The sequence below is a fragment of the Altericroceibacterium xinjiangense genome, from assembly GCF_003958635.1.
In the GTDB taxonomy this organism is placed as follows: Bacteria; Pseudomonadota; Alphaproteobacteria; order Sphingomonadales; family Sphingomonadaceae; genus Altericroceibacterium_A; species Altericroceibacterium_A xinjiangense.
Genome location: NZ_RSEK01000007.1, coordinates 1 through 20,490 on the forward strand (window position 1 = coordinate 1; position 20,490 = coordinate 20,490).

Here is a 20,490-nt window from a genome sequence, read left to right on the forward strand (position 1 = left end):
GCAGGAGCCCAGCCGCAAGCGGCAGCACCGCGTGCCGCAGCACGCGCCCGATGTTCTTCTTCATACGCTCTCTCCCATTTGCAGGCAGCTTAGGAAGGTCGCAGGAGGTAGCAAGTCTCGAAACGGGATATGTCCACGACCGCAGGCACTCCGGCCGGATCGCTCGAAACCAGCGTTCATTCGGCACAGCCCGCGAGCCCAAGATCTTCCGCGCAGCAGCCTAGGCGGCTCGATCGGCGCTCAACTGCTGGAGAAGCGCCAGGGCTGCTTCCTCTTCCAACGGACGGGAAAGAAGGTGACCTTGCAGTTCCGCGCATCCAAGCGAGCGGAGGAACGCGCGTTGCGCTTCGGTTTCGACGCCTTCTGCAGTTACAGCCACCCCCAGCGAACGGCCCAGCCTCGCAACGGCTTTGATGATCGCCTTCGACTCCTGCAGGTTTGCGAGATCCTGCACAAAGGAGCGGTCGATCTTGACCTTGTCGATGTTCAGCTTCTGAAGATATGACAGGCTCGAATACCCCGTGCCGAAGTCTTTCAGCACGATCTTGATGCCGGTCGCTCGAAGCTGCTTGAGTTTCTCAACCGCTCGCAGGTCGAGAATCGTGTGCTCGGTCACTTCGAGCTGCAGCCTTTCCGCCTCGAACCCGGTTCGTTCCAGAATTGCCAGGACCCGCTCAACCACCCGGTCGCTGCCGAGCTGAGAGGGCGAGAGATGGATGGCAAGCGCGACCTGTGGCCAGTCGAACAACGTCTGGCAGGCACGGTCGAGCACCCATTCGCCAAGCGGCAAGATCAGACCCGACTCTTCAGCAACGTCGAAGAAATCAGCTGGCTGCAGCACTCCAAGGCGCGGGTGCTTCCATCGCACCAGTGCCTCGAACGCGACAAGGTGCTCACCCCGCGTCGCGAACAAAGGCTGATATTCCATTTCCAGCTCTTGCCCCGACGCGAGCGCTTGCCGCAGTTCGCTCTCAAGTAGCCGTCTCTTTTGCATATCGGCATTCAGCGCCTCACTGAAGATCCGGAAGCAGGCGCGCCCTTCCCGCTTTGCCTGGTAAAGCGCCATGTCGGCGCGTTGGTGCAGCTCAACCCGGCTGACCCGGTCGCTCGTCCATTCGACCATGCCGATGGATGCACTGACATGCGCCTGCCCATCTTCAAGTTCGAACGGAAGTGCTGCCTCAGCGAGGATGCGCTGGCACACATCGGCCGCTCGAAAGCTGTCGCTGGTGCCCTGAAGAAGAATGGCGAATTCGTCGCCCCCCAGCCGGGCCGCCGTGTCGGATGCGCGGACTATCGCGCCTAGTCGGGCTGCAAACTGGCGAACCAGTTCATCTCCGGCCTGATGGCCGTATGTATCGTTGACCTCCTTGAAACGGTCCAGATCCACATAGATCAGAGCAGATCCCGTCGTGTCCCGGGGCATCCGCAGCAAAACCTGGTCGATACGTTCATTGAGCAGTGCGCGATTTGGCAGTCCGGTCAGCACGTCATGGAAGGCAAGATAGCGGCTGTGCGCTTCTGCCTCTCTGTAGGCGGTTACATCGGTGATGGCTGCGACAATGAAGTCCTGCCCATCAAGCGTGATTCTCTGCTTGCGAGTGATGACGGTGCGTACATTGCGGGAAGCATCGGTTATCTGCTCCTCGACCTCGTCGATTTCACCGGAGTTAAAAACCCGGTCATCAGCCTCATGGAATACTTTAACCTGATCCTCAGGGAAGAGAGCGTGATCGCCAAGCTTTAGAAGTACATCCCTGGAGTACCCGAAGAAGGAGCAGGCACCTTTATTGATCAGAACGATGGAGTGATTCCGGTCTTTCACAAACACCGGGTTCGGAATCACGTCAATCAGATCCTGGATATCACCCAGGCTTCTAATCCCGATATCTCGTCCAACCATCAAACAGCACCCCAGAATCTGCCCTGGGCCGTATGCATGAACGGCGCGCTGGTGGCTTTCCGGGATTCTACGGATCGGTCGCTACCGTCGGGCAGCAGGCTGACGCCCCCCCCCCCAAATCGGATGGCGCACACCTTGCCCCGCAGTGTCTCACCGCTCCCAGCGGAATGGCTGCTTTCCGAACGCGCGCATGCAAGTGCAGACGTTCCGGATCGCCCGGCGTCACCTCACGGCAGCCGCACCGTGCGCTCCCTTCCCGAACGGGCCGATAAGCCGCCGGTACTCCCTTTCAGGTTCGCCGTAGCTCTCCCCAGCGATCTCTTCGAGGCGGGCCCGATCGGCGATGTGAATGAGGCCGCGCGAGGCCCGGATCGCCCCTGTACCCTCAAGCGTGTGCAGGGTAACGGTCACGCCTGAACGGCGGACCGCAAGCATGATGGACATGAACTGGTGGGTCAGCTCCATCTGGTCCCCATCGATGCGGTCGTGACACATGAGGAGCCAGCGCGCGAGCCGCTCAGGAAGGGCATAGTGCGCGTTGGATGCCGCGGTCGACCCGGCCTGAACGTTCATGGCCTGGACGTAGCGCAGCAGAACGGTGCGCAAGGTCACGCTGGAGTCGAAGGCGCGGAGCAACTGCTCGGAAGACAGCGTCCAGGCGATGCCCTTCCCGATCTGCAGGAATGACCTTTGCGGCGTTTCGCCGGCATGCAGGATCACGGGAATGCCAGTCATCCCGTCGCGCCCGAAAATTCCGGTCTCGATCTGATCCCCGTCCCCGTCAGAGACGATGGAGCCCACGCCGTTCTCGATAAAGTGAACCTGTTCGATCGGCCGATGCCGATCGAAAAAGATATCGCCCACCGCAAGCTCGGTTCGCACGAAATGCGGCTCGAGAAGGGCATAGTCGTCGCTGGAGAGCGAACGCAGGAGCAAATTGGACGTAGTCGCTTGAGAAGGAGACATGCAGCCGCTTCCAAGTTGGGGCGGGAGCATGGATTATCTCTCAGCCGCCTGAGCCCTGAAAATGGCAGGCGATTTCGGTCATATAGGTTGCCAGCCACAGAACGAAACCCCTGCTGCAAGGAACCTTTCAGGAACATCTCCGCCGCGCCGTGGACTGCCTCGAAGATGCGGCCCCGAAGTGCGAACCGGCGCGCGAGCAGAAGGTAAAGCGGAGTAAACGGCAGCGGACTACCTGAATGTACGCTGCCGCACATAGTCTTCTCCGCGTGATGAACCTGGCTTAGCTCATCCGCAGGTCGGCGCGCATCTCTCTGCAACAGCCTGCCCCCCCCCCCCGACTTACACGGCGCTCCCGATGGTGATCCTTGACTGCAGCTACCCCCCTTTCGCTCTTCGTTGACAAGCTGGAGCGGCACTCGCCTCTTTCCGCGGACGCTCGCGCCGCAATACTTGCTCTGCCGCACACGGTCAGCGAACTGCAAAAAGGCGAATACCTCTATCTGGAAGGCGAAGCCGCGCCGGACTGCTGCATCGTTCTTTCCGGCTATGTCGCGACGGCGAAGATCGCCGGGAACGGCAAGCGCCAGATCGTCGCGATTCACATGAGGGGGGACGGCGTCGGCCTCCAGAACGGCTTCGTCGCGCGCACGGATCACGATGCGCAGACGCTCTCTCCGGTGAAGGCGGCCTTCGTAGCAGGGGCTGCCATAGACGAACTTGTTGCAGGGCATCCCGATGCCGCCCGCGCCATCTGGCTGGAGACGCTGCTGGAGGCATCGATCCAGCGGGAGTGGACGGTGAACCTCGGCGCCCGTGACGCCCGCAGCCGTGTCGCGCACCTGCTGTGCGAACTTGCGGTGAAGCAGGAAAGGGCCGCCACGGGGATAAAGAGAGGCTATCAGATCGCCCTGACGCAGGAGCAGCTGGCCGAAGCGACCGGACTGACAGCCGTCCACATCAACCGGGTGCTTCGGGATCTCAGGAAGGACGGCGTGATCGGCGACGTTCGCAAGGGCGTGCCTTTGACCTGCGACTGGGACCGCATGACCGAAGTCGCCGATTTCAGGAGCGAATATCTGGAGATCGCAAGGGCGGGATCATGCGTCCCAGCCGCTACTTGAGCACGCCGCCGGGCGGCGCGCTGGTCCCCGGGAGTCCAGCAACCATCCGGAGCGGGCGCGGCAAGGACGTACGCGGAGGAGCGGGATGCACGCTCTCATAATCGAGCCCCAGCCCCTGATAGCGATGATGCTGGAGGAAGAGCTTCGCGATCTCGGGTTGACCTCGTTCGACACGGCAGCGACCTAGGACGGCGCCATAACCGCCTCAAGGCGGCAGTGGCCGGACCTCATCACCGCAAGCGTCCGCCTGATGCGCGGCACCGGCGTGGAGGCCGTGAAATGCATCTGCGCGGAGCGACCGGTTCCGACCGTCTACATCGTCAGCAACCCGGAGGAGGTTGAGACACCCGATTGCGGCAGTGCCATTATCCGCAAGCCGGTCGCGAGGGGCGAGCTGAGAAAGGCGGTTGCGACGCTCGGCCTCACGATACCCACAGGGTCGCGCCCCGCGCCGGTCGGGTGAGCGGCGCCTGCGCAGGCAGCTGAGGGGCGGACACGGAGGCATCGCTGACGTGTCGGCCAGCTCAGGGCCTGCACCTCTACGCGTTCAACCGTCGGTACGCTCCTCCCGAAACCGGCACGACCCTGTTGGGTCGCCACGATTTCATTCAGCCTTGGTGACCGCAGTCCTGAGCTTATTCCACGGTGACAGACTTCGCCAGATTACGCGGTTGATCGACATCCGTGCCCTTCACGCAAGCCGTATGATAGGCGAGCAGTTGCACCGGCACGGCGTAGACCAGGGGAGCGATCAGCGGGTGGACTCGCGGCATCTCGATCGTCGCCAGACATCCCTCGCCCGCTTCTTCCAGCCCCTCTCGGTCGGAAATCAGCACGATCTTGCCGCCTCGGGCCCGCACTTCCTGCATGTTGGAAACGGTTTTTTCGAACAGCGGGCCTGATGGTGCGAGTACGACGACCGGCACGGCTTCGTCGATCAGCGCGATCGGTCCATGCTTCATCTCGCCAGCGGCATAGCCTTCGGCATGGATGTAGCTGATTTCCTTCAGCTTCAGTGCGCCTTCCAGCGCCAGCGGATAATCCGCCCCGCGCCCGAGGTAGAGCACATCGCGCGCCGGGGCGATCAAGTGCGCCATCGCGGCGATTTCCGCATCGTGGTTGAGCGCCGCGTTCAGGCAAGCCGGCGCTTCAAGCAAGTGGCTGACGATCTCGGCTTCCTGCTCCCGATCCAGCCGTCCGCGCTTCACCGCGAAGTGTGCGGCCAGAGCGGCGAGCACCGCAAGCTGGCACGTGAACGCCTTGGTAGAGGCGACCCCGATCTCCGGCCCGGCGTGGGTCGGCAGCAGCAGATCGGCTTCCCGCGCCATCGTGCTGGTGGGCACGTTGACGACGACGGCAATGGTCTGCCCTTCCTCCTTGCAGTGACGGAGTGCGGCCAAGGTGTCGGCCGTTTCGCCGCTCTGGGAAATGAACAGCGCCAGCCCACCGGGTTCAAGCACCGGCTCGCGGTAGCGGAACTCGCTGGCGACATCGATGTCGACCGGGAGGCGGGCGAATTGCTCAAACCAGTACTTCGCCACCAGTCCGGCGTAGTAGCTGGTGCCGCACGCGACGATCGTCACCCGGCTGATTGCCGAGATATCGAAGTCCATCTGCGGCAAGGCGACCTGCTGCTCCAGCGGGCGGACGTAGGAATTGAGCGTCTGCGCCACCACGGTCGGCTGTTCGAAGATCTCCTTCTGCATGAAGTGGCGATAGTTGCCCTTCTCGATCGCCGCAGCCGAAGCGCCGGAGGTGGAGATTTCCCGCTCTACTCGGTTGTTGTCCTTGTCGTAGATGGTGGCGCTGTCGCGCGTGACGACGACCCAGTCGCCTTCGTCGAGATAGGCGATCTTCTGCGTCAGCGGGGCGAGCGCCAGTGCGTCGGAGCCAAGATAGATCTCTCCGTCGCCGAAGCCCACTACCAGTGGAGACCCGCGCCGCGAACCGATCAGCATGTCGGGATGGTCACGAAAGGCAATCGCCAGCGCAAAGGCGCCGCGCAGCTGCGGGAGGACCGCCTTCACCGCATCTTCAGGTGATTTTCCGGCTTCGACTTGTTCGGAGATCAAGTGAGCCACGACCTCGCTGTCCGTCTCGCTTTCGAACGTGCGGCCGCGCTTGGTCAGCCCATCGCGCAAGGAACGAAAGTTCTCGATGATGCCGTTGTGGACCAGCGCCACTTCATCGGTGGCATGCGGGTGCGCGTTGCATTCGGTCGGGGCGCCGTGGGTGGCCCAGCGGGTATGGGCGATGCCGACTTCGCCGGGGGTCGGACTGGTAGCCAGTTCCCGCGTCAGGTTGGACAGCTTGCCCTCTGCCCGGCAGCGGACCAGGTCTCCATCGTGGAGCGTACAGATCCCGGCGCTGTCATAGCCGCGGTACTCCATCCGCTTGAGCCCATCGAGCAGCCGCTCCGCAACTTCTTCCCTGCCGACGATGCCGATGATGCCGCACATGAACGTTCTTCCTCAAATCTGATGCAGGGAACTTCACGCAGCCGCAGCCACAGGAATTCCCGAATGGTAACAGGTATATGAGCCGCCGCTCGCCCTGCGCAAGGCGGCGGAGCAAATGGGGACCGTCCGCAGCGCCGCCGCCTTAGTCCTTGGCCGCCTTCTTCCGCTTCATCGCGTCGTGAAAACGGTCGGCCCAGCCAGGCTTCACCAGCTGTTCCGCCCGGACCATTCGCAGTTCTCCATCGGCGACGTCGCGGCTGACGGCGCTGCCTGCCGCAACGATCGAATCCGCGCCGATCTTGACCGGAGCGATCAGCGCGCTGTTCGATCCGATGAACGCCCGCGGGCCGATTTCCGTGCGGTGCTTGAAATAGCCATCGTAGTTGCAGGTGATCGTCCCGGCCCCGATGTTGGCGCCCGCCCCGACGCTCGCATCACCGATATAGCTGAGGTGACTGGCCTTGGCGCCCTTTCCGATGGTCGCCTTCTTGACCTCGACGAAGTTGCCGACCTTGGCGCCTTCCTCCAGCACCGCACCCGGCCGCAGCCGAGCATAGGGGCCGACTTCGACGCTTTCGCCGACGGTCGCCCCTTCAAGGTGGGAGAACGCACGGATCGTAGCGTTATCCGCCACCGTGACGCCCGGCCCGAACACGACGTTGGGCTCTATCGTCACGTCGCGGCCGATCTGCGTGTCCCAGGAAAAGAACACCGTGTCCGGAGCGACCAGGCTGGCGCCATCCACCATCGCCTGCTTGCGGCGGGCCTGCTGCCAGCGCGTTTCGGCATCGGCCAGTTCCATGCGGGAGTTGATCCCGGCGACCTCGTTCCCGTTGTCAGTGGTGACGACCGCCGACAGCGCTCCTTCGGCGTGGGCGACGTTGACGATGTCGACCAGGTAGTATTCGCCTTGCGCGTTATCGGTGCCCACCTTGCCCAGCAGGTCAAACAGCCGTTCCGCCTTTACCGCCATCAGCCCGGAATTGCACAGCCGGCAGGCACGTTCTTCTTCCGAGGCATCCTTGTATTCCACCATCCGCCGGATGCGTCCGTCATCCGCGATGATCCGTCCGTACTGCAGGGCGTCTTCCGGCTCGAAGCCGAGCACGACGACTGCTGGTGCGTCTTCGGCGTGCAGGCGGTCAATCATTGCGCGCATGGTTGAGGCCGTGACGAAGGGCACGTCGCCATAAAGGATCAGCACGTCGCCCGCGAAGCCGGCAAGCGCGCCTTCCGCTTGCTGGACCGCGTGGCCGGTGCCGAGCTGCGGTTCCTGCAGGACCAGCTCAGCGCGCTTTCCCAGCTGCGCCTCCAGCTGGTCGCGCCCGTCGCCGACGATCATGATCGTGCGTTCGGGCGCCAGTTCTCCGGCGCTCTGGAGCAGGTGCTCGACCATCGGGCGCCCCGCAATCGGGTGCAGGACCTTGTGGCGTGCGCTGCGCATGCGGGTGCCCTTGCCGGCAGCAAGAATCACGGCGGCGATCGGTCGGGCTGTGTCGTTCATGTCGGAGGCTTTGCCACCAATCGGTTGCGGTTTCCATACGGCTCGGGCATCGGGCATGGCCATGGATCGGTTTCCCTTCACCGCAATCGGCTTCGATCTCGACGGCACGCTGGTCGACAGCAACCGCGACCTCGCCCCGGCAATCAATCACGCGCTGGCGTTGGCAGGCCGAGCCACGATCTCGCAGGATGCCACGCGCCGGCTGATCGGCGGCGGGACCCGCAAGATGCTGCTGCGCGCAACGGAATTGACCGGCGGCCCGCTCGATGAAGAGACGTTCGAGCAGCTCTACGACACCATGCTGTTCTATTACGAAGCGCACATCGCCGATCACACGGTGCCCTACCCCGGCTGCCTTGAAGCTCTCGACGCGCTGGCCGCGCACGGCTGCCGCCTGGCAGTCGCAACCAACAAGATCGAGCATCTGGCCCGCAAGCTGCTGACCGGCCTCGATATGCTCGACCGCTTCGACGTCGTGCTTGGCGGCGATACGCTTGGCCCGGACAGGGCGAAGCCGAAAGGCGACATGATCGCCGAAGCGCAAGCGCGCTGCGGCGGCGGCACGTTCGCCTTTGTGGGCGATTCGACTTACGACGTGCTGGCGGCGAAGGCCGCGGGCATACCGGTGATCGCGCTCAGCTTCGGATACAACGACGTCCCGGCGCAGGATCTTGGCGCGGACGCAGTGGTCGACCGTTTCGACGATCTTCTGCCGGCGCTTCGTCGCCTCGGCTGACCCAGGAGAACCCTTGATGACGATTTCCTTCCGTGACCGCGTCGCCATCGTAACCGGGGCCGGAGCCGGGCTGGGCCGCGCCTATGCGCTGGAACTGGCGCGGCGCGGGGCGCGGGTGGTGGTGAACGATCTCGGCACCTCGCGCGACGGGACCGGTGCATCGGATACCGCTGCCGCCGTCGTTGAGGAAATCGCGCGCGCCGGCGGCCAAGCGATGGCGAGCGGCGCCTCCGTCACCGAGTTAGACCAGATGGAGGCGATGGTCGCCGCCGCGCGGGAGCGGTGGGGCGCGGTGCACGTGCTGGTCAATAACGCCGGGGTGCTGCGGGACAAGAGCTTTGCCAAGATGGACATGGCGGATTTCGAATTTGTCCTGCGCACCCACCTTGTCGGCTCCGCCAACGCCGCCCGCGCGGTCTGGCCGTTGATGCGGGAACAGGGATACGGGCGGGTGCTGGTGACGACCAGTTCCAGCGGTCTGTTCGGCAACTTCGGGCAGGCAAACTACGCGGCCGCCAAGCTCGGCCTCGTGGGATTGGCCAAGACGCTGCATCTCGAAGGCGCGAAGTACGACATCCGCGTCAACGCACTGGCCCCGCTCGCCGCCACGCGGATGACCGAAGACATCTTGCCGGACGAAGCCTTTGACCGGTTCACGCCGGAAAAGGTCGTGCCCGCCGCCTTGTTCCTGGTCAGCGAGGATGCGCCCAGCGGCGCAATCGTCGGCGCGGGTGCAGGCGCCTTCCATTCGGCCTGGATCACCATGAATCGGCCCGTGACTTTGGCTGACGAGGAAATGACGGTGGAGGGATTTGCCAGCCAGTGGCCGGCGATCGCGCGGCGGCAGGACACCGTCGTGCCGGAGACCGGCTTCGAACAAAGCGACATCATCCTTGGCGCCCTGCCGGGCGGCAAGGGCTAGCTGTCCACCACTTTCACCAGGCGCCGTTCGACCGGGGCGAGTACCCCGGCCAGTTCATGCCCCCGCTTCAGCACCTGCCCCTGTTCCCCGAACAAGGTCCACATGCCCTGTCGGTTGCGCAGCGCGGGGCGTTTCTCGACCCGCATCTGCGGCACTTCGGCCGTGCGGCGAAACGCGGCAAAGCTGGCGCAATCCCGCGTGAAATCCATCGCGTAGTCGCGCCATTCTCCGGCCGCGACCATTCGTCCGTAAAGATCGAGGATTCGCAGCAACTCGATGCGCTCGAACCCGACCTGCTGCGGTGCGGCCCGGGGGAATGCGACGACGTTGGGACCCGTCACTGATCCGTGCCGCACTTCTTGGGTGCGGCCACAAGTTCGGCTCGCAAGGCGTGGAGCTCGGCTCGCAAGGCTTCGACTTCGCGCTGGAGCGCTTCGACCTTTTCGCCGCTGCCGGGTTCGCACGGCTCGTCGCACGGGGTGCCGTAGGGGATGAACTCGCGCAGCCAGGTTTCCGCAGGAACCAGGGTGGATCGCGCCTTCAGGCCGATCATCGTCGCGCCTTCCGGTACGTCGTCCGTCACCACAGCGTTGGCACCGACCCGCGCCCGTTCCCCAACGACGATCGGTCCGATGATCTGCGCGCCCGATCCGATGATGACGTTGTCACGCAACGTCGGGTGCCGCTTTCCGGGCCGGCCGTTCGTCGGATTGCTGCCGCCCAGTGTGACGCATTGATAAATGGTCACGTTGTCGCCGATCTCGGCCGTTTCCCCGATCACCGTAAAGCCGTGATCGAGGAAGAAGTTCTTCCCGATCCGCGCACCCGGATGGATGTCGATCGCGGTCAACCAGCGCGACACGTGGTTCACCACCCGGGCAAGAAAATAGAGATGGCCGTTGAACAGCCAGTGCGCGATCCGGTGGAGGAACAGGGCCCAGACACCGGGGTACAGCAGGATTTCCCAGCGGGATCGCGGCGCGGGATCACGCGCACGAACTGAATCCAGATAGCTGATCAGCTGGTTCCACATGCCCTGTCAGTCTTTCACCAAAGCCGGATCAAAGCAAGGTTGGTGCCCGGGGGCCCTCGACGGCTTCAAGCGCAGCTCTCCAGATCGCAAGCGTGGGAGGCGCTTTTCGTTCCAGGCTGAGCCGGTCGACCGCATCGACCAGCTTTTCCAGTTGCGCGAAGGACCGTTCCGCGCGCGGCACGAGATAGGTCGCGGCTTCCTCTCCCAACGTCAACCCGCGCTGTTCCGCCATCGCCAGGACCAGGTCCTGCGCCATCGCATCGTCAGGCAAGCCGATCTCGAGGTGCAGCGCCGCCCCCAGCCGAGACCGGAGATCCGGCAGTGCAATCGCAGACGGCCCCTCGCTCGCGACGATCAGCAGCGGCGTCCCGCTTTCCTGCGCCCGATTCCAGCGATGGAACAAGTCGGCTTCCGCGACCTCGGCGCAAGGCAGGGCATCGTCCGCCGCCTCCCCCTTTCCGCTTAGCGCAAACCAGCGAGCGAGCAGCGATTTGCCGGAGCGCGCAGGACCAGTGAGGACCGCGGTGCGAAAAGGCCAGCGATCCGGCTGCGCCAAGGCTTCGGCGATGTGGGCGTTCGCGCTGCCGACCACGATCCGCGCCGGGTCCGCCTCCGGCCCGCGCGTGATCGGCAAGGCGATCTGAGACGACATCAGCGAGTGGCGTAGAGGCCGTTTCCGGTCTGGCCCACGCTCCACCCGCGAGAGCGCAGCGCCGCGATCAGGCCGGACAAGTCGCCACCAAAGGTCACCCGCATCGTCGACGTGCCGCCGACCGCAACATTGGTCGTGGCCACGCCTTGGACGCCCGGGGCCCCGCGGATCGAGGCCAGCGCCGCCTCAACCGACGCGGAATCTGGCGTGGCGAACTGAATGGTGAAGCCGGTGGCCTGCGGTTCGGGCGTGGACGGTGTCGGCTGGGGCGCCGGAGTTGACGCAGGAGCCGGTCGCGGAGCAGCGCGCACGGGCGCTTCCTCCGCCCTGCGGCCTTGTTCGATCAAGGCCTGGATTTCCGGATCAAGCTTCACCTGCTCGATAGTCGCCAGCGTCGGATCCGGTTCGAGACGGCCATCCTGGAACGCCCGCGCATAGATCGCATCGAGCCGCCGCACTGCCTGCTCCAGCATCGGGCCAACCTGCCGCTGGTTGGGAGCCTGAAGGGTGAACGACCCGAGGTACCGATGATCCGGGCCATAGCGGGCGGTAAATTCACCCGTGACGGGGCCGCCCGGCCATTCCCAGCGCAAGTGGGCGACCGGCATGATCACGTCAGCCGCGCCGAACTGGTCGAGGATTTCATTCCACCACAAGCGGCTGCGCCGGTCGGTCTGTCCCGCCGTCAGCAACAGCGATTCGCCACCAGCCCCGGTTGGGCGGACATAATCGATCGCGCTGCGCCCGGCCTGGAATTCCGCCCAGGCGCGCTGCCACGGGTTGCGTTCCTCGAACATGGTCTGCGTCCCGCCGGCGTACAGTTCCGGCAAGGTCAGCAATGGGGGAGAGCGGCGAATCTCGCCTTCCCCGCCCAGCAGTCCGCCGGCCCGGGTATGGTCAAAGATCACGCCCAGATCGGCAATGTAGCGGCGCGGACCGATCTGCTCCTGTTCAACCACGACGGCCGCCGCCATCGATTCGATTCGCTCATCAGGCAGGTCAGGTCCACCGGCCTTCTTCCACGCCAGGATCTGGGCTTCACGCCAGCCCTTTTCGCGCGCGTCCTGGGGGCTGTCCCCTTCGACGTTCACGTGAATACCGGTCACCTGGATGTCGGTGCTGCTGGCGATCGGCGGAATACCGCGGTCACCCGCCACCTGTGCCCAGACCACGCCCGCGATCAGCAGGAATGCCAGGACGATAAGGAGGGCGAGGCCCGAAAGCGGACTAGCCGGGCGGCGGAGAGGGATCATGGAGCTGTTCATCAGAGAAATCGCCGGCCTTTTGCCCAATGGCGAGTGGAAATCCAAGCACGAAAGACTAAAGGGCGTTCTTATGGCTTCTGAAAACCGCACTTCCGGCCCCTACACCTACGCTCAGGCGGGGGTCTCGATCGATGCCGGCAACGCGCTGGTCAAGGCAATCGGCCCTCTCGTCAAGGCGACTCGCCGTGCTGGCGCGGACGGCGAGATCGGCGGGTTCGGCGGGTTCTTCGACCCGAAGGCCGCCGGGTACGCCGATCCCCTGCTGGTCGCTGCCAACGACGGAGTCGGAACCAAGCTCAAGCTCGCCATAGAACATGACGGACACGACACCGTCGGCATCGATCTGGTGGCGATGTGCGTCAACGACCTGATCGTGCAAGGGGCGGAGCCGCTGTTTTTCCTCGATTACTTCGCCACCGGAAAGCTGGAAAATCGCGTGGCGGAGCGCGTGATCGCCGGGATCGCTCGAGGCTGCCAGATCGCCAACTGCGCGCTGATCGGCGGCGAAACGGCTGAAATGCCCGGGATGTACGCTGCGGGTGATTACGATCTGGCCGGCTTCTGCGTCGGCGCGGTGGAGCGCGGGCAGCAGTTGACCGGAGAGCGGGTTGCGCCCGGCCACGTGCTGCTGGGCATCGCCAGTTCCGGCGTGCACTCCAACGGCTATTCGCTGGTCCGCCGGCTGGCTTCGGACAAGAACTGGCAGCTGGAGGAAGCCGCACCGTTCGATTCCGGGCGCCGGCTGATCGATGCGCTGATGGAGCCGACCCGGATCTACGTCCGTTCGCTGCTGCCGACGATTCGGGCGGGGAAGATCGACGCGCTGGCTCATATCACCGGCGGCGGCCTGCTGGAAAACGTGCCCCGGGTTCTGCCTGCGGGCGCGCACGCCGTGATCGATGCCGACACCTGGAGCCAGCCCGGCCTCATGGCCTTCCTGCAGGAACAGGGAGACATCGCCCCGCAGGAAATGGCGCGGACATTCAACTGCGGGATCGGCATGGTCCTGGCCGTGATCCCCGATCTTGCCGAAGAGGTCTCCGCCGAACTGGCGCAAGCGGGCGAGACCGTATTCCGCATCGGTGAAATCGTTGCCGGGGAACGGGGCTGCACCGTGCGCGGAGCGGCGGGCAACTGGTCATCCCCCACGGCATGGGAAGCCGTTCACGGCGCCTGATCTTCGGTTTCCTTGCGCGGCACTCCCTCGATATCCTCGCCCAGGGTATCCCGCAGGTAAAGCTCCCGCACCCCGACGAACGCGACGACCAGCAGGGCGGCGGAAAAGAACAGGCCGTAGATGCCGAATACTGCCCCGACTCCCAGGATCACGAACAGCGTCAACGCCGGGGGAATGCTGATCACCTGACCGGTGACGTTCGGGGTGACAAGGTTCGTCTGCACCAGCCGGACGACCAGGTAGACCAGCAGCGTCTCCCACAGCAGGTTGCCGCCTTGCGTCGCCGCGATCGCCAAGGCGGGCAGCATCGCGATCGCGGGTCCGACATACGGCACGAATTCGGAAATCCCGGCCAACAAACCCAGCGCGGCCCAGCTGTCGAGTCCGACGAACCACAACCCCGCGGCGACCAGCAGGCCCATGCTGGCCATCTGGATCAACTGGGCCTGCAACCACAGCCGCAGGGCGAGCGAGATTTCGTTCAGAGCGCGCCGCATCGCTGCGCGGGCCTTGGGCGGCGTCAACAGGACGATCCCGGCAAGATAGGGTTCGGGATGGACCGCCAGGAAGATCGCCCCGATCAGGACGATCAGGAAGTTGAGCAGGATCTGCCCGGCGCCCGTTATCAGGTCGCCCAGCACGTCGGCGAACGTGGATCCCCCGGCCGCCGCTTCAAGGGCGCTGACCAGCGCGGCCCCGACTGGAGAACCCGCCAGCTGCGCTTGCAGCGACTGGATCACCTGGGGCAAGTCCGACAGCAGGCTGAACACCTGGTCTCCGAACTGAACCGTGATCAGCCAGGCAATCGCCCCGAACGCGGCCAGAACCAGCACGATGGAAAAGGCGAGGGCAATCGGTTCGTTGCGCAAGCCCGCGCGCCGCAGCAAGCCCGCCACGGTACGAAAGATCACCGCGCCGAGCACCGATCCGAAGGCCAGCAGCAGCAGATCGGTTGCGCGCCAGATTACCAGCAGCAGCGCCGCAACGGCGATCGTCCAGCCGAGCCGCCGAAGGTAGGGCTTGTCCTCGGGCGGAGGCTGAAGGACTGGCTGCATGCATTCCCATCCGAGTTGCGGGCATGAATAGAGCCCGTTAGACGCGGGGGACTCCCGCGCGAGACAGATGACGGCTCACCAGCCCGCGCGTTCCCGGCAAAGACGAGAAGGAAGACTTGGTAATGGCCAAAAAGGCGCGGCTCGCGGTCATGCTGTCCGGCCAGGGGACGACGATGGCGGCGCTGCTTTATGCCTCGCGCTTGCCAGGCTGCCCTTATGAGATCGTGCTGGCGGCCAGCAACCTGCCCGATGCGCGCGGGCTACGGATTGCCGAGGCCGAAGGGGTTCCGACGTTCGCTCGCAGCCACAGGGGCATGGCCCGGGAGGATCACGATGCGGTGATGGACGCCGCCTTGCGCGAAGCAGGCGCGGACCATGTCGCCTTGTGCGGATACATGCGCATCCTCTCCCCCGGCTTCGTGGCGAAGTGGGAGGGCCGGATGTTCAACACGCACCCTTCCCTGCTGCCCAAGTACAAGGGGCTGGACACCCACCAGCGGGCAATCGACGCAGGCGAAAGCCACGCCGGGTGCAGCGTGCATCTCGTCACCGCCGGGCTGGACGAAGGGCCGATCCTGGCCCAGTTCCCCGTTCCGATCATCGCGGGCGAAAGCGCCCAGATGCTGGGCGACCGGGTGCGGCTGGCCGAATATCAGCTCTACCCCCGCGCGGTGGCCGATTACATCACGCACCGGTCCAGCGCCGGCTGATCGTCCGGCCCATCAGAGGCAGACAAATGAATAGGGCCGCCCCGAAGGACGGCCCTTTGCCTACTACCGGGAAAGAGCGATCAGCCGACGATCTCTTCCGGCTTGAAGAAGTAGTCGATTTCGATCTTCGCGTTTTCTTCGCTGTCCGAACCGTGGACCGAGTTCGCCTCGATGCTTTCGGCATAGCTCTTGCGGATCGTGCCTTCGGCAGCATCGGCCGGGTTGGTGGCGCCCATCACGTCGCGATTGCGCTTCACCGCGTCCTCGCCTTCCAGGACCTGGACGACGACTGGGCCGCTGATCATGAACTCGACCAGTTCACCGAAGAAGGGGCGTTCCTTGTGGACGGCGTAGAAGCCTTCCGCTTGTTCGCGAGTCATTTGGATGCGCTTCGACGCGACGACACGCAGGCCGGCGTCTTCCAGCATCTTGGTGACGGCGCCGGTCAGGTTGCGACGCGTGGCGTCGGGCTTGATGATCGAGAAGGTGCGGGTAACCGCCATGGGGACGTTCCTTGCGAGATTGGCAACGGGCGCGCGCTAGCCGCACAGCCGGAAGCGCGCAAGGCTGAAGCCCCGGCAACGCGGCCAACGCGCCGGTTTCAGGCCTTGTGCACCCACTTGCCGTCCTGGAATTCATAGAATTCGCGGCGGATATCCTGCCGGTCGCTGAAACGGCGCCAGGTCTCCCTGGCTGCCTCGCGCCCCGCGTCCTCAAAGAACAGCAGCACCCGGTCGAACCCTTCGGCCTCGTCCCGCCATTCCCCATCGGCCAGCGCGATCAGCCGCGCACCGTTTTCCGCCTCGCACTTGTCGGACAGCAGCAGCGGCTGGCGCGCGGAGTGCGGCTGTCCCGCCCTGCCGTGCGCCAGGAAGTCCTCCGGGCACTGTTCCCACAGCGCCTTGTCCAGCGAATCGAGCCGTTCTTCCTGCCGGGCGACGACCAGCAGCCGTTCCCCTGCCCGCTTCGCCGCACGGGCGATCAGCGGAACGACCTGTTCGACAGGTTTTTCGCCCGACAGATAGAAGCCGACTCGTTCCAGCGCCTACGCCTCCAGGTTGTCGCGCACGAAGCGGTCGACCAGCCGCACGCCGAAACCGGTCGCGCCCTTGTCCCACGTCGCGCCCGGCTTGTCCGCCCAGACCATGCCCGCGATGTCGAGATGGGCCCACGGCGTGCCGTTCTCGACAAAGCGCTGGATATACTGCGCGGCCGTGATCGACCCGGCCCAGCGCGGACCGACGTTCTTCATGTCGGCGATCGGGCTGTCGATCAGCTTGTCGTAAGCCGGGCTGAGCGGGAAGCGCCACAGCTTGTCCCCGCTCGCCTTGCCGGCCGCGGTCAGCTTGTCGGCCAGACCGTCGTTGTTCGAGAACAGACCGCCGTGTTCATGGCCGAGCGCGATGATCATCGCGCCGGTCAGGGTGGCGAGATCGACGATCGCTGCGGGCGTGAATTCCTGCTGCACCCAGGTGATCGCATCGCACAGCACCAGCCGCCCTTCGGCATCGGTGTTGATCACTTCCACCGTCTGGCCCGACATCGTGGTGACGACGTCGCCGGGACGCTGGGCGTTGCCGTCCGGCATGTTCTCCACCAGTCCGCACACGCCGATGACGTTGGCCTTCGCCTTGCGGGTAGCCAGGGTGAGCATTGCGCCGGCAACGGCACCAGCCCCGCCCATGTCCCACTTCATGTCTTCCATCCCGCCAGCTGGCTTGATGGATATGCCGCCAGTGTCGAACGTCACGCCCTTGCCGACGAATACGGTCGGCTTGTTATCCTGGGCCCCGCCCATCCACTTGATCGCAAGCAGCCGCGCCTCGCGCACCGAACCCTGGCTGACGCCCAGCAGCGCGCCCATGCCCAGTTCCCGCATTTCATCCTCACCCAGCACGACCAGCTGCGCGCCGGTGCCTTCGAACTGCTGCTGGCAGCGTTCGACGAAGCTTTCCGGATAGATGATGTTGGCCGGTTCGGCGACGAGCGTGCGGGTGAACTCCACCCCGGCGGCGACCGCTTGTTCGGTTGCCCAGACTTGTTCGCTGCCTTCAGGCGCGCCGATCACGGTGATCTGCTTCAGGCTGATCTTCTGTTCGTCCGTCAGCCGGGTGCGATAGGCGTCATGCCGCCAGCCGCGCAGCCGAAGCCCTAGAAGCAGCGAGGCGACGTCTTCCGGCTGCAGGTTAGCACCCGTCAGGTCGAGTGCGAGCGCGTCCTCACCCGAGGTCAGGTACTTTGCGGTCAGCGCCGCACCCGCTTTCTCAAGGGAGGCGGAGCGGTCCTCTCCCGGCTTGCCGACGCCGACCAGCGCCAGCCGCACGACCGTTCCGTCCCGCTCAACGAAAGTTTCGAACACCTGCCCGGCCTTGCCGGTAAAGCGAGCGGCGCTGGCGCCCTGCGCGGCGGCCGGTTCAAGGCCGCCGGGCAGCTGGTCCTGCTCGGCAATCCGGGCAACAAGCCGGAAGGATGCGGTATCGGGGGCGGAACGAAAGCTGATCTGCATGGTGTCTCCGGTGAAAAGGACAGGCGCCGCGACGGGCGCCCTTTCGCGCGGGAATTGCTGCCGTTGCAGTTAGGCGCGGGCAGTGCGATAGGCAAGCCATGCTCCCCACCCGGCAGTCCCCGCTGCAAGCTTCGAATCCCTGCTTGCGCCGCATCCGTCTGGGCGCAGCCCTGGCCGCGCTGGCGATCGGCTGCTGGCCCGTCGCAAGCTATGCCCAGCAGGGCGCACCACCGGGCGTGGAGCCGGCCGATCCTCCCGTTCGCCTGCCCGCGCCGCGCGATCCGGTATTCACCGGGGACGAGCAGCCGGGCTTTCCCAATGCCATCGTGGCGCCGCCCGGAACCGAAGCGATCACCGACGCCGACGGGACGCGGGACATCGCCTTCGAGGCGAACCAGCTCGACTTCGATAGCGACAGCGACGTGGTGACTGCATCCGGCGATGTCGTGCTGCGATCGGGGGATCAGTCGGTTCGCGCCGATGCCGTGACCTGGGATCGCCAGACCGGCCAGATCGTCGCCACCGGCACCGTGCGTTTCGTGGACGAGGACGGCAACCAGTTGTTCACGGACCGGCTGGAACTGACCGACGAGCTAAGGGCCGGCACGATGAGCAACCTGCTGCTCGCCATGCGTGCAGGCGGGCGGCTCGCGGCGGAGGAAGGCCGGCGCAACGATGCCGGGCAAGTCGTGCTGGAAACCGCAGTCTATTCGGCGTGCGCGGTCGAAACCGCCGCAGGGTGCCCGAAGGACCCGAGCTGGCGGATCACCGCCGACCGGGTGATCTACGATCCGGTTGCGGAACGCGTGCGCTTCAGGGGCGCGTTCCTTGAAGTGTTCGGCCAGCGCATCCTGCCGCTGCCCGGGTTTGCGGCGGCATTGGGCGGACAAGCCAATTCGGGCCTGCTGATCCCCAGCATCGGGCTTACCGCTTCGAACGGGCTGGAAATAAACGGCAGCTATTACTGGCGGCTCGACCCCGACCGCGACCTGACCGTGTCCGGTTTCGTTTATACCGAGGCGCAGCCGATGGTGTCGGCTCAGTACCGGGAGCTTACCGAGCTCGGCGCCTATCAGATCACCGGGTACCTCACCCGCGGGAGCCGGATTCCCGTCAACAGCGAACTCAGCCTGCCGGAAGAAGGATGGCGCGGCTATTTGTTCGCCAACGGGAAGTTCATCCTCGACCCCAACTGGACCGTGACCGCGTCCGCCCGTCTGGCGAGCGACCGGACCTTCCTCCGCCGTTACGACATCAGCCGCGATGACCGGATTCGCTCCACCTTCAACATCGAGCGGATCGACGAGGATTCCTACCTCTCGGTCGCCGGGTGGGCGACCCAGGTGCTGCTGACGGACGATGAGCAGGGGATGGTGCCGATCGCCCTCCCGGTGATCGATTACCGCCGCCGGATTGAGGACCCGCTGCTCGGCGGGCGCGCGGAACTGCAGCTGAACACACTGGCGCTGACTCGGGTGGACGGCATGGACACCCAGCGCGCCTTCGCCCGGATGCAGTGGGATCGGCGGCGGATCACTCGCTGGGGGCAAGAACTCACCTTTACCGCTCTGCTGCGCGGCGATGTCTATCATTCGGATGAAAACGCGACGCTCGCCACGCCGCAGTACCGCGGACTGCCGGGCTGGCAGGCGCGCGGCATCGCGATCGGGGCAGTAGACGTGGAATGGCCGCTGGTCGGCAGCCTGCTGGGCGGAACGCAGGTGCTGACGCCCCGCATCCAGCTGGTGGCCAGTCCGCCGATCCGCAACCTGGCGATCCCCAACGAGGATTCACGAGCCATCGAGCTGGAGGACAGTAACCTGTTCGCGCTCAACCGCTTCCCCGGCTACGACCGGGTAGAGGGCGGGACGCGCGCCACCTACGGCGTCGACTGGCTGTTCCAGCGGCCCGGATGGCAAGTCAAAAGCACTGTCGGCCAATCCTATCGCCTGACCGACAAGCCAAGCCTGTTCTTTGACGGAACCGGGCTTAGCGAGCAATTTTCCGACTGGGTCGGACGGACGCAGGTCCGCTATCGCGATTTCGTGCGGTTCACCCACCGTTTCCGGCTCGACAAGGACACGTTCGCGGTTCGCCGCAACGAGGTCGACGCGGCGGTCGGCACGGACCGCACCTACGTGGAAGTAGGCTACCTGAGGCTAAACCGCGATATCGATACCAGCTTCGAGGACCTGCAGGACCGGGAGGAACTGCGTGCCGCCGGACGCGTGGCCTTCGCCCAGTACTGGTCAGTTTTTGGTTCTGCGGTCATCAACCTTACCGACCGGGAGGAAGACCCGACCTTCACGTCCTCCGGGTTCGAACCGCTGAGGACGCGGCTGGGAATCGGCTATGCCGACGATTGCCTGGAATTCGGGGCGACCTGGCGGCGCGACTACATCAGCGTCGCCGACGCGCAGCAGGGCAACAGCTTCCAGCTTTATTTCGCGCTGCGCAACCTGGGGTTCCGCTAGACAGGCA

General features: G+C 65.0%; 17 protein-coding genes and 1 pseudogene. 6 read left to right on the top strand and 12 right to left on the bottom strand.

From position 1 onward, the window contains the following. Positions 1-220: 220 nt before the first annotated feature. Positions 221-1,903, bottom strand: coding sequence for a sensor domain-containing protein (locus ELY13_RS09310; protein WP_126173646.1), 1,683 nt, complete (start codon positions 1,901-1,903; stop codon positions 221-223). 222 nt (positions 1,904-2,125) lie between these two features. Further along, the gene (locus ELY13_RS09315; protein ID WP_164549758.1) at positions 2,126-2,869 is read right to left on the bottom strand and encodes a Crp/Fnr family transcriptional regulator; all 744 of its coding nucleotides are present in this window, start codon (positions 2,867-2,869) and stop codon (positions 2,126-2,128) included. A 365-nt stretch (positions 2,870-3,234) separates the two neighbouring features. Between ELY13_RS09315 and ELY13_RS09320 the strand changes: the two genes are divergently transcribed. Continuing rightward, complete coding sequence (locus ELY13_RS09320; RefSeq protein WP_126173648.1) at positions 3,235-3,990, top strand: Crp/Fnr family transcriptional regulator; 756 nt, start codon at positions 3,235-3,237, stop codon at positions 3,988-3,990. A 635-nt stretch (positions 3,991-4,625) separates the two neighbouring features. On the opposite strand, the gene glmS is transcribed toward ELY13_RS09320, so the two are convergent. Then, complete coding sequence (glmS, locus tag ELY13_RS09325; RefSeq protein WP_126173649.1) at positions 4,626-6,449, bottom strand: glutamine--fructose-6-phosphate transaminase (isomerizing); 1,824 nt, start codon at positions 6,447-6,449, stop codon at positions 4,626-4,628. Positions 6,450-6,591: 142 nt separating this feature from the next. Next, positions 6,592-7,953 (bottom strand): bifunctional UDP-N-acetylglucosamine diphosphorylase/glucosamine-1-phosphate N-acetyltransferase GlmU, encoded by a 1,362-nt coding sequence (glmU, locus tag ELY13_RS09330; RefSeq protein WP_126173650.1) that lies wholly within the window; start codon positions 7,951-7,953, stop codon positions 6,592-6,594. Positions 7,954-8,014: 61 nt separating this feature from the next. Between glmU and ELY13_RS09335 the strand changes: the two genes are divergently transcribed. After that, a complete protein-coding gene (locus tag ELY13_RS09335; RefSeq protein ID WP_126173651.1) occupies positions 8,015-8,689 on the top strand; it encodes an HAD-IA family hydrolase in 675 nt (224 codons plus the stop codon). A 16-nt stretch (positions 8,690-8,705) separates the two neighbouring features. Then, on the top strand, positions 8,706-9,611 hold the full coding sequence (locus ELY13_RS09340; RefSeq protein WP_126173652.1) for an SDR family NAD(P)-dependent oxidoreductase: 906 nt from the start codon (positions 8,706-8,708) through the stop codon (positions 9,609-9,611). Here ELY13_RS09340 and ELY13_RS09345 read toward each other — a convergent pair. From ELY13_RS09345 to ELY13_RS09360, 4 genes are read right to left on the bottom strand one after another with little or no spacing between them, the layout of a single operon-like run. Further along, positions 9,608-9,952 carry a DUF2794 domain-containing protein gene (locus ELY13_RS09345; RefSeq protein ID WP_241233620.1) on the bottom strand — a complete coding sequence of 115 codons (345 nt, stop codon included), beginning with the start codon at positions 9,950-9,952 and terminating at the stop codon, positions 9,608-9,610. The two genes, ELY13_RS09340 and ELY13_RS09345, sit on opposite strands and share 4 nt — an antisense overlap. Beyond that, positions 9,949-10,644: a serine O-acetyltransferase EpsC gene (gene epsC, locus ELY13_RS09350; protein ID WP_126173654.1), complete on the bottom strand. Its 696-nt coding sequence runs from the start codon at positions 10,642-10,644 to the stop codon at positions 9,949-9,951. The genes ELY13_RS09345 and epsC overlap by 4 nt, the downstream gene beginning before the upstream one ends. A gap of 28 nt (positions 10,645-10,672) precedes the next feature. Next, entirely contained in the window at positions 10,673-11,296 is a 624-nt protein-coding gene (locus ELY13_RS09355; protein ID WP_126173655.1) for an HdaA/DnaA family protein, read from the bottom strand. Beyond that, positions 11,296-12,549: an SPOR domain-containing protein gene (locus tag ELY13_RS09360; RefSeq protein WP_126173656.1), complete on the bottom strand. Its 1,254-nt coding sequence runs from the start codon at positions 12,547-12,549 to the stop codon at positions 11,296-11,298. Before ELY13_RS09360 ends, ELY13_RS09355 begins: the two co-directional genes overlap by 1 nt. A gap of 82 nt (positions 12,550-12,631) precedes the next feature. Here ELY13_RS09360 and purM point away from each other — a divergent pair, with 82 nt between their 5' ends. Then, positions 12,632-13,738: a phosphoribosylformylglycinamidine cyclo-ligase gene (gene purM, locus ELY13_RS09365; protein WP_126173657.1), complete on the top strand. Its 1,107-nt coding sequence runs from the start codon at positions 12,632-12,634 to the stop codon at positions 13,736-13,738. Here the strand turns inward: purM and ELY13_RS09370 are convergent. Further along, a complete protein-coding gene (locus ELY13_RS09370) occupies positions 13,726-14,793 on the bottom strand; it encodes an AI-2E family transporter (RefSeq protein ID WP_126173658.1) in 1,068 nt (355 codons plus the stop codon). The genes purM and ELY13_RS09370 overlap by 13 nt on opposite strands. 122 nt (positions 14,794-14,915) lie before the next feature. Here ELY13_RS09370 and purN point away from each other — a divergent pair. Continuing rightward, positions 14,916-15,482 (top strand): annotated as a pseudogene (gene purN / locus ELY13_RS09375) (phosphoribosylglycinamide formyltransferase); the annotation flags it as partial. A 101-nt stretch (positions 15,483-15,583) separates the two neighbouring features. Here purN and ndk read toward each other — a convergent pair. The 3 genes from ndk to ELY13_RS09390 all read right to left on the bottom strand — a co-directional run bounded on the left by ndk (position 15,584) and on the right by ELY13_RS09390 (position 18,009). After that, positions 15,584-16,006: a nucleoside-diphosphate kinase gene (ndk, locus tag ELY13_RS09380; RefSeq protein ID WP_126173660.1), complete on the bottom strand. Its 423-nt coding sequence runs from the start codon at positions 16,004-16,006 to the stop codon at positions 15,584-15,586. Between the two features lie 98 nt (positions 16,007-16,104). Beyond that, a complete protein-coding gene (locus ELY13_RS09385) occupies positions 16,105-16,545 on the bottom strand; it encodes a DNA polymerase III subunit chi (RefSeq protein WP_126173661.1) in 441 nt (146 codons plus the stop codon). A gap of 3 nt (positions 16,546-16,548) precedes the next feature. Next, a complete protein-coding gene (locus tag ELY13_RS09390; RefSeq protein ID WP_126173662.1) occupies positions 16,549-18,009 on the bottom strand; it encodes a leucyl aminopeptidase in 1,461 nt (486 codons plus the stop codon). Between the two features lie 98 nt (positions 18,010-18,107). Between ELY13_RS09390 and ELY13_RS09395 the strand changes: the two genes are divergently transcribed. Next, positions 18,108-20,483 (top strand): LPS-assembly protein LptD, encoded by a 2,376-nt coding sequence (locus ELY13_RS09395; RefSeq protein WP_126173663.1) that lies wholly within the window; start codon positions 18,108-18,110, stop codon positions 20,481-20,483. Positions 20,484-20,490 lie beyond the last annotated feature (7 nt).